This is a genomic window from Sphingomonas sp. Root720, assembly GCF_001428605.1.
Lineage (GTDB): Bacteria > Pseudomonadota > Alphaproteobacteria > Sphingomonadales > Sphingomonadaceae > Rhizorhabdus.
In genome coordinates, this window is sequence record NZ_LMID01000003.1 from 53,057 (window position 1) to 66,096 (window position 13,040).

Below are 13,040 nucleotides of genomic sequence, written 5' to 3' on the forward strand. Positions count from 1 at the left end.
GATGTGGATCAAGCGTACCTTGATGGGAATTGCGGCACCCGCCGCGGTCGCTGTCTTTGCCCCGCCGGCTGCGGCGCAGGGCATCCCCGTGTTCGATACCACGACCTACCTTCAGGCGCTGCAAACCGCGAGGCAGACGCTGACGATGGTGGAGCAGGGCAAGCAGCAGATCGAGACTGCCGCGAACCAGCTCCAGTCACTCCAGAAGCTCACCAATATGAGCGAGATCGCGTCGACCCTGAACCTGCCCTCGGTCCGCAACCTCCTGCCGGCGACGACGACCGACGTGTCGACGCTGTTCGGGGGCGATCTCACGAAGCTCGGCTCGTTGGGGACGCTCGCATCGAACATCCAGTCGCGCTACCGCCCCTCGTCCACGGGATCCTCGGATGCGGATGCGGCCTATGCCCAGGCGCTGAAGGATTCTACCGGATCGGCTGCGACGACGGCCGCGCTCGGTGAGAATACCCTGAACATCGCGCAGACCCGAACGCAGGCATTGGATCAGCTGCGGCAGCAGCTCGCCAGCGCCAAGGATCCAAAAGACGTGATGGACCTGCAGGCCCGCATCGCGGTCGAGCAGGCGCAGCTTCAGAACGACCTTCTCAAGATGCAGGCGATTCAGATGGCCCAAGCTGGCGAAGGTGATCTCGCTATTAGCTCGGCTCTGCTCGCAGCCGGGCGAAATGACTCAGCGTTCTTCCAGGCTAACACAATAAGGAAATAAGTATGCGCAGGTTGCTTGTGCCGGCAGCGTTCTTGTTCGTGTGTGGATGTCAACCGGCCGTCAAGGTTCCGACCTCGCAGGAGCTTGTCGGTAATCCGCAGCTTCTCGCCGAGTGGCAATCCAAATGCAACACGGGTGAGTACAGTCAGTTGGCGGCCGCCAAAAAGGCGAACCTGTGCTCTACTACGCAGGATGCCAGTATGACAGTTACCCAGATGGAGGCGGGTAAGAAGGATTCCGACTTCTTTGGAAATATGTCGAAGAGAAAGTGAGACCCGGCCGAATTACCAGTCAATAGAGGTAGAGTAGATGGCTTCGCCACCGGACATTATGACGCTTTTCACAACCATGTACGGGTATGTGGAGAGCGCCATCGCGGGCGCGGTCGCATCGTTCGGGTCAGGCTTGGTCAGCTTCGTTGCGGCACCGCTCGCGCTGGCCGCTACTATCTACTTCCTCCTTCTCGGGTTCGCCGTCCTCCGTGGCGCCATTCAGGCCCCGCTACGAGAACTCGTGTTCCAAGCCGGAAAGGTCGGGTTCGCGCTCGCTGCCGCCAGCGCGGTTGGGTACACCACCTTCGTGGTCAACGTCGCCACGAACCTGCCTAGCGAGATCATCTCGGCAGGATCCGGAACGCCAGTGACAAATCCGGGCACCACGTTCGACAGGTATGTTGCCGACACGGGCAAACTCGCTCAGCGGATGACCGATGCCAACAACAAGGTTCAGGCCCAGTCCTCGCGTGGCCTGACGGACTTTCAGACTCCTATCGTTAAGCTGACAGCATCGATCGTGCTCTACGGGTGTATCATCATCCTCTACACCTTCGCATTCCTGTCCGCGTCTATCGGGTTCTGCATCGTCGTCTTCGCGAAGTTGGCGGTATCGATCTGCGTGGCGCTCGCGCCGCTTGCCTTGGCGTGCCTCTTGTTCAACTCGTCTCGCTGGCTGTTCGATGGATGGCTGAAGCAAACCGCCAATTACATCCTGCTGATGGTCATCATGGCGATCATGACCAAGTTCATCACTGGTCTGCAGGAAGCGGCGATGGACGGCATTCTGGGCTCGGTCGGCGACGGGTCCGGTTTTGTGACCCTGGAGAACACCTACATCGCCTTGAACGCGGGCGTGATGATCGTCGCCACTCTCGCCTGCTGCGCGATCTACATCGTCGGCTCGATATTCTTCTTCCAATCCCCGTCGATCGCCGCCGGCATCGCTGGTGGCGCCTCCTCTGGCGGCCACGGCTTCCTCATGACCGGTGCGAACATGATGGCCAATCGCCTGATGTTCCGGCGGGCCACGCAGGCCACGGCGCGTGGTGGCTCGCCGAGCGCGGCCGGAGGCTCGCTCACCCGAGCCGCCTGACCACATGCTCGACACTCCCACCAGGAACTCAGGACACCAACAGCGCGGCAACGCCCGAACGGAGATCGTATGAGAAGGCTGACCATCGCGGCGTTCGCCGCGCTCGCACTCAGCGGCTGCACCGGCGCTCACATCAAGAAGCCGGCGGTGTGCGACGGCAGGCATCGTCGGCCTGCGAACCTCTATGGCTCGATCCTGCCGACCCTGCCGGTGCCGCTTCCGGCCTCGCAGGGTGGCGGGCAGTCGATGGTGGCTCCTGGGCCGGCTCCCGGTCCGGGCGCGCTCCCAGCGCCTCCTCCCGCGCCCCCGACGGCACCGGGGCCGGCCCCCGACGCCGGCAGCACCCCCACCCCGCCCCAGACCGGGGGCCCGACCGCGCCGACGTCAGCGCCACGCACGTCCAAGCGGGACGACGAGCTGTCCTACCTCTCATGCTGACAAAGGGATCGACGCCATGCCCGCGGTGAAGGCCGAGGATAACGAGAAGTATTTCGAGACCTCGCGGACGTGGGAGTACGATCGGTTTCGGGCTGCTGCGGGCCGTGAGAAGCTCGCCTGGACCATCGCGGCGATCGCCGTCGCGCTTGCCATCGTGTGTGCGTTCGCGCTTGCGATGCTGATGCCGCTCAAGACGGTGCAGCCCTACGTGATCCGGGTCGACAAATCTTCGGGCGAGACGGAGATCGTCACTGCGCTCAAGGGGCCGCACCCACGGACCTACGAGGACGCGGTCAACCGCTACTTCATCTCCCAATATGTTCGGTTACGCGAGGGCTGGCTCAACGACGCCGCCCGCGAGAACGCTTATGCAATCATGCTCATGAGCGACCAGCTCGAGGCCCAACGCTACCTGGGCGGCGTTCAATCGAGCAACAGGAACGCGCCGTCCAACGTCTACGGCGACAAGGGCTTCGTCTCGATCTCAATTCGATCGATCAGCTTCCTGAGCCCGACGGTTGCGCAGGTCCGCTACACCAAGATCATCACCTATGGGCAGAGCGCTCCAGTTGCACAGAACTGGAATGCGATCCTGACCTTCAAATACACGACGGCGCCCGAGATGGAGAAGGATCGCAACCTCAATCCGCTCGGCTTCCAGGTAGTCAACTATCGCTCTGATCCAGAGGCGTGACATGAACGAAGCATCCAGCACTCCGGAAACCGGCGAGCGCGTGGTCATTCCTTTCCTGCCGGCGCTGCGGAAGAAGCTGGCCAAGCGCCTATCGCCACCGGCAACCGAGCTCGTCGTGACCGATGTCGGCGCCAGGAGCCGCTTCTGGCGGGGCGTTGGCGCAATCTGGCGCCAGCTGGTGGCCTTCTCCGTCGTCGGGGCCGCAGCGGTCACGCTCGTGCCCCATCCCGCGCTCGCCTCAGAGACGCCGGTGCCTGGGGCGAAGGACGCCCGGGTGCGGAACGTCAATTATGATCCTGACCAGGTCGTCACGATCGTCGGCAGTTTCCGGCACGCGATCGAGATCCAGTTCGGTCCGGGCGAGACGATTTCGCAGGCGGCGCTCGGCGATACAGTATCGTGGCAGATCGCACCGGTGGGCAACATCGTCTTTCTGAAGCCTCGAGAGAGAGCTGGGCCGACGAACCTCATCGTCGTGACGAACGCCAACGGAAGCCCGCGCACCTACCATTTCAACCTGTCGCTCGGCACGGGCCAGACGATGTACGGTATCCGCTTCCGCTATCCGCGGGAGGAGCGTGCACTGGTCGCGCTGCAGGCGCAGGTCGCGCAAGCTCAGACCGCCAAGGCTATCGAGACCACCGTTACTACTGCTGCGCTCGATCATGCGGTGATCGAAGGCACCAGAAACATGAATTATACCGTCCAGGGCGACTCCGCACTGCAGCCGACCGAGATCTCCGACAACGGCGAGTTCACGGTGCTGCGCTACCCGGGCCATGCCGACATCCCATCGATCTTTGCGATCGACGTCGACGGCACCGAGACGATCGTGCCCTATGACGTGCGCGAGGACTTCGTCGTCATTCACGCCGTCTACCGCCAGCTCCGGCTGCGCCGGGGCACGACGGTGCTCTGCATCTTCAACGAGGCGCCACTCCGGAACGATCGGGGGGACCGCACGGGCACCGTCTCCAACGTCGTCGAACGAAAGGTGAAGGGGCAGTAAGATGGCCGAACATGTTATTGACCGCGGCGGCACGGTTGGTCCCGATCCCATCGCTTCGGACGCGCCCGACACTGTCATCTCGCGGAGTGGCGGATGGGCCAATATTGCCTTGATCGGCGCCGGCATCGGACTGATCGGCGCCATGAGCGGCATCGCGATCGGTTACGGCGCTTTCCACCGACCCGCGAGCTCGACAGCCGCCGCACAGCCCGCCAGGGCGAGCGACCGGGCAGTGGACGACGCGATGTCGAACCCGAACGTGCAGCGCGCGGCACTGGCGAACCAGCTCGGCCAGCCCGGCGCGCCGCAGACCGACATTTTCGGTCGGCCGATTCCACCTGCGGGGCAAAACACCGACGCAAACGGCAACGCGGTTTCAGCAACTACCGGTACTACCAGCACTACAACCAGCGGGCAGCAGACGCCCGAGCAGCGGCGCGCCGAGCAGGCGCGCGCCATGGCGGATGCTGCGCGCCGATCACCGATCATGGCTTTCGGCGCGACTGGGGCAGGCTCGGCCGCCCCGGCGATGGGCTATGCCGGCGCCGACGGGGCCGGCCAGGTGCAGGGCCAGGATCCGGGTCAGGCTGGCGGCGCCGGCCGGCCGGCCGGACAGTCGATGGTCGCAGGGCGCAACTTTGGCGCGAGCGGGTTCGGGGCGACTGGAGATGACAGCGCCGCTCCTGCTAAGGGATCCACAGATTTCAGCGACCAACTCGCGCACTCGGCGATTGAGACTGTGCGGGCAACGATGGTGGCCGATCGCAGCCTTCTGCTCAGTGCCGGCACGGTTATTCCCTGCACACTCCAAACGGCGATCAACTCGACCCAGGCCGGGTTCGTCTCGTGCGTCATTAACCACGACGTCTACTCGGAGAACGGCCGGATCGTGCTGCTCGACAAGGGGACCAAGGTGCTTGGGCAATATTCGGGCGGCATCACGCAGGGACAGGCGCGGCTCTTCGTTCTCTGGACCCGCGCGCTGACGCCGCGTGGAGTCGCGATCGACCTCAGTTCGCCGGCGGCCGATAGCCTTGGCCGGGCCGGCTTGCCTGGCGGTGTCGACACGCAGTTCTGGGCGCGCTTCGGGATCGGTCTCGTTATCTCGGTGCTGGAGGATGCGTCCAGCATCGCCGGTCGAGCGGTCGCTGGCGAGGGTAGCTACACGACACAGGTGCCCGGCAACACGGCAAACAGCGTCCTTCAGCAGACCATGCAGATCCGGCCCATCCTGAAAAAGAACCAGGGCGACACCGCCGCGATCTTCGTCGCCAAGGACTTTGATTTCCGGCCGGTGTACGACGTCCGCCTGAGACGCTGAGATGGCCATCAGCTCCGCGTCCTTCCTCTACGCGCACAACGCCGCACCGATCAGTCGACACCTCGAGCGCGGTGACGTCACCGAGCTCGTCATCAACGAGCCAGGCGTGATCGGCCTTGAGACGCGCGTCGGATGGGAGTGGCACGACGAACCCGCACTGGACAACGCAGCCCTGATGACGCTCGCCAAGCTGATCGCCGGCTGCACCAAGCAGGATGTCAACGCAGAGTACCCGATCGTCTCGTCAGTGCTGCCAGGGGGCGAACGCGCCCAGGTGGTCGTACCCCCGGCCGTGGAACAGGGCTTGGTGTCGATCACCGTCCGGAAGGCATCGGGCGTGTCGATGGACCTCGACGATTTCGAGCGTGCGGGGTTGTTCAGCGAGGTTCGCGCACACGGCCGCCACGGAGAGGTCGACTCTCAACTGATGGCGCACCGCCAGGCCGGCGATTGGAAGGCGTTCTTCCGGCTCGCGGTCGAGGCGCGGAAGAACATCCTGATCTCGGGTGCGACCGGGTCGGGTAAGACGAGCTTCTCCAAGGGCCTCATCAAGCTGATTCCCACTCACGAGCGGATTCTTACGATCGAGGACACGCGCGAACTCGTCGTCCCTCAGCGAAATCACGTGCACATGATGTATGCGAAGGATGGAATGAGCCTCCAGAAAGCCGGGGCAAAGGAGCTGCTGGAATCGGCGCTGAGGATGCGCCCTGATCGTATTCTCCTTCAGGAGCTCCGCGACGGCACTGCCTTCTTCTATCTCCGCAACGTCAACAGCGGCCATCCCGGATCGATCACGACGGTTCACGCCAACACGGCGGAGGGCGCACTGGAACAGCTCACGCTGCTGGTAAAGGAGTCGGAAGGAGGCAACGACCTCGACCGGCACGATATCCGCGCTCTTCTCCGCTCGCTGGTGGACATCGTCGTGCAGATGGACCGCATCCCCCCGGGCGATGGCCGGCCAGCGCGTTATCGCATGACGGAAGTGTGGTTCGATCCTGCGGGCAAACCTCACGATTGAGGAGGGCGGACGTGAGCGGAAAGTGGGTGCGGAGCGACGAAGGGTCGCAGCCAGCTGCGATAGCCTTTCTCGCCTTAATCGGGCTGGTAGTGAGCGCTGCCCTTGGTGCTTTGGCCGTCTTGTGGCGATCGCACCTTCTCAGCGCGCACACGCCGTGGCGGCGGGTTCCAGCCGCGCTCTGGGCGATGAAGGCGTACCCGATCGTCTACAAGCCGTTCCTGGTCGGCTTTGCGATTGGGGTCGTGCTCACTGTCGTCACGATCGTCTCGACGCTGTTCACCCGTCAAAAACTTCATGGCGAGGCACGCTGGGCTCGCGCTGGCGAGGTGCGCAAGGGAAAGCTGCTTGGGGCAAGCGGCATCGTGCTCGGCAAGTTCGGCGGGAAGGTCATGCGCTTCGGCGGACCCGAGCACGTCATGCTCGAAGCGCCGACCCGCGCCGGCAAGGGCGTGGGCGTGATCATCCCCAACCTCCTCGATTGGCCCGACTCCCTCGTCGTGCTCGATATCAAACAGGAGAACTACGACAACACTGCTGGCTACCGTCTCCGGCAGCTCGGGCAGCGCGTCGTGCTGTTCAACCCCCTCGATCCCAAGGGCAACACGGCGCGCTACAATCCGCTCAGCTACATCAACCGCCGCGACCCGGTCGAGGTCATCAACGAGCTCCAGAAGATTGGGATGATGCTCTTTCCCGACCCCGTCTCGGGCGACAATTTTTGGGCGGAGAGCGCGAGAACCGCTTTTCTCGGCGTAGGCGCCTACGTCGCGGCGACGGTCGGCGATGGCGTGGATGCGCTGCCGTTCACGATGGGCGAAGTCTATCGCCAATTTGCCGCCGGCGACGCGGCGACGCGGTTTCCGAAGATCATCCGCAAGCGGGAGCAAGCGGGAAAACCGCTTTCCGGCGGGTGCGTATCTGCGCTCAAGGACTTCACGACCGCGTCGCCGAACACCTTCACCTCGATTCGCCAATCGGTGACGGCGAAGATCAACGCCTGGCTCAACCCGTATGTGGATGCCGCTACATCCGAGAGCGACTTCGACCTGAGCGAGTTCCGCGACAAGCGGATCTCGCTCTACCTCGGCGTTTCACCCGACGATCTGGAGCGGGTTGCGCCGATCTATGGCCTGCTCTTCCAGCAGCTCATCGACCGCAACGTCCGCGAGCTGCCCAAGGGCGATCGCCACCGGATCAAGGTGCTGGTGGCGCTGGACGAATTTGCAAGCCTCGGCAAATGCTCTGTGTTGGCCCAGGCGTTCAGCTATGTGGCGGGCTACGGCCTGCGGCTCCTGCCTGCCTTTCAATCGATCGAGCAGATTCAGGGGGTTTATGGAGACAAGGTGGCGGCCGATATCGAGCGCAACTGCGCTGTGAGACTGGTGTTGCGCCCCGCCGGGCTGTCGGACGCGAAGAAGATTTCCGAGCAACTCGGCACCTACACGTTCAGGGCGCGATCGCGCTCGATGGGAACCTGGGGCGGTGGCGGCGGGTCGACGTCGGAGTCAGACCAGCGCCGGCCTCTGATGCTCCCTCAGGAGGTTGAAATGCTTCCCGAGAACGACCTGATCGTGTTTCGGCGCGGCATGTACGCGACCTATGGAAAGAAGGTGCGCTACTATGCCGAGAAGAAGCTTGCGCAGCGGACGAGGATTCCGCCGCCAGAGATGCCTCCAATCCGGATCAATACGGAGGTGGCGAACAACAGCCTACGCGTCATCGCCGCCGCCGAGGCTGATGGCGACGAAGCTGGCGCTACCGGGCCCGGCCGTCCCGCGACAGCCCCGCCCGAGGATGTCGCCGCTCCGGCGCCGCCGCGGCGACGCTTGAACAGGGCGGCAATCGACGCAGCCAATGCCGTTCCAGCAAACGAACGGGCGGGAAAGTTGTTCGAACACATCGTTGTGGTGGAACAACGAATATCAGCGTGATGACGGCGTCAACTGCATCGGGACGCTCGGGGTGCGTTGGCATCATGGAGGCCCGCGATCGTCAACGGCGCTCTTGCGCACATCGTCCATCTCGAATGGCACGACCCCAGCCAATGCCTCCTCCGGCGCCAGAAGGGGGCGTTTGCGGGAGGGGGCGGAATCCTACGCCAAGCTCGCCCAGATAGCCGGCGCGAGATCTTACTTGTTGCTGCCTTCTACGGTCGCGCCAGAANGGGGGCGTTTGCGGGAGGGGGCGGAATCCTACGCCAAGCTCGCCCAGATAGCCGGCGCGAGATCTTACTTGTTGCTGCCTTCTACGGTCGCGCCAGAAAGGCGACGGCTCAGTTCTATCCGGCGATGGCTACGCATTTTGAAGGTGTCTGGCCCAACGCGCCGATACTCAATGAAGCCGAGAGAACGCCAAAATCGCTCTGCCGCTTCATTCGCTTCCAGCACGGCCAACCGAATCTCTGTGGCACCTCTCGCAGCGGCCCAGCTTTCGACCGTCGAGTAAATTGAGCGTCCGACGCCACGACCACGCTGTGCGGCATCTACGATCATGAAGCCGAGATACCATGTGCCATCACGCGGATAATCGCGGAGGATGGCCGCGATTGCATATAGGCCGCCAGGCCCCTTCCATCCCAGGACAGCTTGATTGTGGGCGCTCTTTTCGGGCGGCACATCGGAGAAAAGCTCGCGAGCATCGTCCAGCGTGGGCGCGGCCCCGTCCTGCAACAGGAAATAGTCGCTGCAACGGTTGTACAGGTCTGCAACGTCTGCGGCGTCCGCTTGGGTAAGTTTGATCGGGGCTCCCGTCATCATCATCGCGTTTTGGCAGCAAGCACGCGCTGACCGTAATCCCGGAGTTCCCCGTTGGGACCGACATAGCGGTAGAGAGTGACGCGCTCGATCCCGAGTTCCTTGCAGAGGTCGGAAACGGACGTGTCGCGTTGGGCCATAGCAGCCTGAGCGAGCCGCACCTGGGCCTTGGAGAGGGCGAACTTGCGGCCACCCTTGCGTCCCCGCGCGCGGGCAGCGGCCAGGCCAGCCATGGTGCGCTCGCGGATCATATCCCGCTCAAACTCCGCCAGTGTGGCAAAAATGCCGAACACCATCCGGCCCGATGGCGTCGTGGTGTCGATCTGCGCGCCCTTGCCGGTGAGCACCCGCAGACCGATACCGCGATCCGACAGATTCTGCACCGTGCTGACCAGGTGGGTGAGCGTTCGGCCGAGCCGGTCGAGCTTCCAAACGATGAGGACATCGCCGTCGCGCAACGATTTCAGGCAGGCGGCAAGACCGGGGCGATCATCACGGCTACCGGATGCACGATCATCATAGATATTGCCTGGCTCGACACCGGCAGCGCGAAGGGCATCGTGCTGCAGGTCGAGCGACTGCGAGCCGTCGGCTTTGGACACGCGGGCGTAGCCGATCAGCATGGATCACAAACGAAGGTTTGAGGCGGTGACGAACATGAGCACATAAGATTGGGCTATTGTGTATCTTAACCAGCATCTCAATCAAGCTATCTCAAACCGTAGCTCGGAAAGAATAAGGAGCATGTATGCCGCGTCGCGTGACCCTGACCGATCGACAGCGCGAGGCGCTGCTTCACTTGCCGGTCGATCAAGGTGAGCTGCTGCGGCACTATACCCTCAGCGATGAGGATCTCGGGCATATCCGCCAGCGCCGGCGCGCCCACAATCGTTTTGGCTTCGCGCTGCAACTGTGCGTCCTGCGCTACCCGGGCCGGGTGCTCGCTCCTGGCGAGTTGATCCCGGCGCAGGTATCGGATTTCATCGCGGCCCAGCTCGGCCTGACCAGCGACGATCTACTCCTCTATGCCGCGCGCGAGGAGACCCGGCACGAGCATCTGGCGGACCTTCGCCGAATCTACGGCTATCGCTCCTTTTCGGGGCGGGGCGCACGGGATTTGCGCGAATGGATCGCTCGGGAAGCCGAGGCGGCGACATCGAATGAGGATCTTGCCCGTCGCTTCGTTGCGGAGTGTCGCCGCACCCGCACGATCCTTCCCGGCTCCTCGACGATCGAGCGCCTTTGCGCCGATGCGCTGGTTGAGGCCGAGCGCCGGATCGAGGATCTTATCGCCCATCGCATCACGCCAACCCTGAGCGAGAATTTGGCTCACCTGTTGGAGGATACGGTGGATGGTCGCGTCACGCGCTTCGTATGGCTGCGACAGTTCGAGGTTGGCGCAAATTCAGCAGCCGCTAACCGGCTGATGGATCGACTGGAATATCTTCAAAGGTTCGATCTTCCGGCGGATTTGCTGGACGGCGTGCCGGCGCATCGTGTGACCCGGCTTCGCCGGCAGGGCGAGCGCTATTACGCCGACGGCATGCGTGATCTGCCCGAAGACAGGCGGCTTGCGATCCTCGCTGTCTGCACCCTGGAATGGCGGTCATCGCTGGCCGATGTCATCGTGGAGACCCACGATCGCATCGTAGGCCGTCTCTATCGGGCCTCCGAACGCCTTTGCAACACCAGGATCGCCGACGAAAAGGCGGCCGTTCGGGACACGCTGAAGTCCTTTGCCGAAATCGGTGGTGCTTTGCTTGGAGCGCAGGACGATGGCACGGCCCTGGACGGGATAATCGCCACCGGGCCTGGCTGGGAACGGTTCAGAACCCTTGTCGCCACGGCCTCCGCGCTGACCAACGTGCTCGCGGCCGACCCGCTCAGCCGTGTGCTGGACGGCTATCACCGTTTCCGCCTCTACGCGCCCAGGATGCTGCGCCTGCTCGACATGCAGGCGGCGCCGATCGCCACGCCTCTTCTGGCGGCCGTTGCGATGCTGCGTAACGGGATCAAGGTCGATCCGCCGGTGGATTTTCTACGTCCCAACTCGAAATGGCATCGTCATCTTCGCGCTGAGCCCAGCGGCGACCACCGGCTTTGGGAAATCGCGGTGCTGTTCCACATCCGCGACGCCTTCCGGTCCGGTGACATATGGTTGGCGGGATCGCGCCGCTATGGCGACCTCAAGCAGCTTCTGGTCCCGCCACAGGCGATAGAGCAGACCGCGCGGCTCGCCGTGCCGCTGCGACCCGGCGAATGGCTGGCCGAGCGCAGGGCTCGACTGGATACACGGCTGAAGGAGTTTGGCCGCGCGGCGCGAACCGGCACGATCCCAGGCGGCATCATCGAGAACGGCAAGCTGCACATCGACAAGCTGAGGGCCGACACGCCCGAAGGGGCCGAGGATCTCGTGCTCGATCTCTATCAACAGCTCCCGCCCGCGAGGATCACCGATCTGTTGCTGGAAGTCGATGAGCGAACCGGATTTTCCGAGGCGTTCACGCATCTGCGCACCGGCGCGCCCTGCAGCGACCGGATCGGCCTGATGAACGTGTTGCTGGCGGAAGGCGTCAATCTCGGTTTGCGCAAGATGGCGGCGGCGACCAACACGCACAGCTTCTGGGAATTGCTGCGGATCGCGCGCTGGCATGTCGAAGGCAGCGCCTATGATCGGGCGCTCGCCATGATCGTGGAGGCCCACGCCGCCCTGCCCATGGCCGCCTTCTGGGGACAAGGGCAATCGGCATCCAGCGACGGGCAGTTCTTCCTTGCTACCGAGCAGGGCGAGGCGATGAATCTGATCAACGCGAAATATGGCAACGTCCCGGGCCTCAAGGGATACAGCCATGTGTCCGATCAATATGCGCCGTTCGCAACCCAGGTGATCCCGGCAACGGTCAGCGAGGCTCCCTATATCCTGGACGGGCTGCTCATGAATGACGCGGGCCGCCGCGTTCGCCAGCATTTTGCCGACACGGGCGGCTTCACCGATCATGTGTTCGCCGCCTGCGCCTTGCTCGGCTACAGGTTCGCCCCCCGTATCCGCGATCTCCCTCAGAAAAGACTCTATGCCTTCACGCCCAACGCGACGCCGGCCAATGTGCGAGCGCTGGTCGGAGGTAAGATCAATGAACCGCTCATCGAGCGCAACTGGCCCGACATCCTGCGCATCATGGCGACGATCGCAGCGGGGATCGTCGCCCCCAGCCAGATTCTTCGCAAGCTCGCCTCTTACCCGCGCCAGAATGAGCTGGCCCTCGCATTGCGAGAGGTGGGCCGCATCGAGCGAACCCTGTTCATGATCGACTGGATTCTTGATGCCGGCCTCCAGCGCCAGGCTCAGATCGGCCTCAACAAGGGTGAGGCCCACCACGCCCTAAAGCGCGCCATCAGCTTCCACCGCCGAGGTGAAATCCGGGATCGATCCGGCGAAGGCCAGCACTATCGCATCGCCGGAATGAACCTGCTCGCCGCCATCATCATATTCTGGAACACCATGAAGCTCGGCGAGGTCGTCAATACCCGGGCCGCCAGCGGTACCCATATCGAGCCTGATCTACTCGCCCACGTCTCGCCGTTGGGATGGGAACACATCAATCTAACCGGGGAATATCGCTGGCCCAAATCCTTAGCGTAGGATTCCGCCCCCTCCCGCAAACGCCCCCAGAAGGTTAAAGAGCGGCGTTCCCAGCGCGCAGGCAAT

At 63.5% G+C, this 13,040-nt stretch carries 12 protein-coding genes; 10 read left to right on the top strand and 2 right to left on the bottom strand.

Features of this window, described 5'->3' with window-relative positions:
- The first annotated feature begins 1 nt into the window (after nt 1).
- From ASE22_RS06655 to ASE22_RS06690, 9 genes are all read left to right on the top strand, one after another.
- The gene (locus ASE22_RS06655) at nt 2–727 is read left to right on the top strand and encodes a type IV secretion system protein (protein WP_056356584.1); all 726 of its coding nucleotides are present in this window, start codon (nt 2–4) and stop codon (nt 725–727) included.
- A gap of 2 nt (nt 728–729) precedes the next feature.
- Nucleotides 730–999: a hypothetical protein gene (locus tag ASE22_RS06660; protein WP_056356586.1), complete on the top strand. Its 270-nt coding sequence runs from the start codon at nt 730–732 to the stop codon at nt 997–999.
- Between the two features lie 58 nt (nt 1,000–1,057).
- The gene (locus ASE22_RS06665) at nt 1,058–2,095 is read left to right on the top strand and encodes a type IV secretion system protein (protein ID WP_056356588.1); all 1,038 of its coding nucleotides are present in this window, start codon (nt 1,058–1,060) and stop codon (nt 2,093–2,095) included.
- Nucleotides 2,096–2,164: 69 nt separating this feature from the next.
- Nucleotides 2,165–2,533 carry a lipoprotein gene (locus ASE22_RS26075; RefSeq protein ID WP_082591516.1) on the top strand — a complete coding sequence of 123 codons (369 nt, stop codon included), beginning with the start codon at nt 2,165–2,167 and terminating at the stop codon, nt 2,531–2,533.
- A gap of 16 nt (nt 2,534–2,549) precedes the next feature.
- Nucleotides 2,550–3,227, top strand: coding sequence for a virB8 family protein (locus tag ASE22_RS06670; RefSeq protein WP_056356590.1), 678 nt, complete (start codon nt 2,550–2,552; stop codon nt 3,225–3,227).
- A 1-nt stretch (nt 3,228) separates the two neighbouring features.
- Entirely contained in the window at nt 3,229–4,236 is a 1,008-nt protein-coding gene (locus ASE22_RS06675; protein ID WP_056356592.1) for a TrbG/VirB9 family P-type conjugative transfer protein, read from the top strand.
- 1 nt (nt 4,237) lies between these two features.
- Nucleotides 4,238–5,557 (top strand): type IV secretion system protein VirB10, encoded by a 1,320-nt coding sequence (virB10, locus tag ASE22_RS06680; protein ID WP_056356594.1) that lies wholly within the window; start codon nt 4,238–4,240, stop codon nt 5,555–5,557.
- Between the two features lies 1 nt (nt 5,558).
- Nucleotides 5,559–6,581 (top strand): P-type DNA transfer ATPase VirB11, encoded by a 1,023-nt coding sequence (virB11, locus tag ASE22_RS06685; RefSeq protein WP_056356596.1) that lies wholly within the window; start codon nt 5,559–5,561, stop codon nt 6,579–6,581.
- A gap of 11 nt (nt 6,582–6,592) precedes the next feature.
- Nucleotides 6,593–8,512, top strand: coding sequence for a type IV secretory system conjugative DNA transfer family protein (locus ASE22_RS06690; protein WP_056356597.1), 1,920 nt, complete (start codon nt 6,593–6,595; stop codon nt 8,510–8,512).
- A gap of 297 nt (nt 8,513–8,809) precedes the next feature.
- Here the strand turns inward: ASE22_RS06690 and ASE22_RS06695 are convergent, their stop codons facing one another.
- Together ASE22_RS06695 and ASE22_RS06700 are read right to left on the bottom strand one after the other, a co-directional pair.
- Complete coding sequence (locus tag ASE22_RS06695; RefSeq protein WP_007686150.1) at nt 8,810–9,340, bottom strand: GNAT family N-acetyltransferase; 531 nt, start codon at nt 9,338–9,340, stop codon at nt 8,810–8,812.
- Nucleotides 9,337–9,957: a recombinase family protein gene (locus ASE22_RS06700; RefSeq protein WP_008832583.1), complete on the bottom strand. Its 621-nt coding sequence runs from the start codon at nt 9,955–9,957 to the stop codon at nt 9,337–9,339. The genes ASE22_RS06695 and ASE22_RS06700 overlap by 4 nt, the downstream gene beginning before the upstream one ends.
- A gap of 125 nt (nt 9,958–10,082) precedes the next feature.
- Between ASE22_RS06700 and ASE22_RS06705 the strand changes: the two genes are divergently transcribed.
- Entirely contained in the window at nt 10,083–12,974 is a 2,892-nt protein-coding gene (locus tag ASE22_RS06705; RefSeq protein ID WP_007686148.1) for a Tn3 family transposase, read from the top strand.
- Nucleotides 12,975–13,040: the final 66 nt, after the last annotated feature.

Coding starts and splice junctions, on each gene's coding strand:
- ASE22_RS06670 (WP_056356590.1), top strand. CDS start 2,550: ATGCCCGCGGTGAAGGCCGAGGATAACGAGAAGTATTTCGAGACCTCG.
- ASE22_RS06660 (WP_056356586.1), top strand. CDS start 730: ATGCGCAGGTTGCTTGTGCCGGCAGCGTTCTTGTTCGTGTGTGGATGT.
- ASE22_RS06705 (WP_007686148.1), top strand. CDS start 10,083: ATGCCGCGTCGCGTGACCCTGACCGATCGACAGCGCGAGGCGCTGCTT.
- virB10 (WP_056356594.1), top strand. CDS start 4,238: ATGGCCGAACATGTTATTGACCGCGGCGGCACGGTTGGTCCCGATCCC.
- ASE22_RS06700 (WP_008832583.1), bottom strand. CDS start 9,957: ATGCTGATCGGCTACGCCCGCGTGTCCAAAGCCGACGGCTCGCAGTCG.
- ASE22_RS06675 (WP_056356592.1), top strand. CDS start 3,229: ATGAACGAAGCATCCAGCACTCCGGAAACCGGCGAGCGCGTGGTCATT.
- ASE22_RS26075 (WP_082591516.1), top strand. CDS start 2,165: ATGAGAAGGCTGACCATCGCGGCGTTCGCCGCGCTCGCACTCAGCGGC.
- ASE22_RS06655 (WP_056356584.1), top strand. CDS start 2: ATGTGGATCAAGCGTACCTTGATGGGAATTGCGGCACCCGCCGCGGTC.
- ASE22_RS06665 (WP_056356588.1), top strand. CDS start 1,058: ATGACGCTTTTCACAACCATGTACGGGTATGTGGAGAGCGCCATCGCG.
- ASE22_RS06695 (WP_007686150.1), bottom strand. CDS start 9,340: ATGATGATGACGGGAGCCCCGATCAAACTTACCCAAGCGGACGCCGCA.
- virB11 (WP_056356596.1), top strand. CDS start 5,559: ATGGCCATCAGCTCCGCGTCCTTCCTCTACGCGCACAACGCCGCACCG.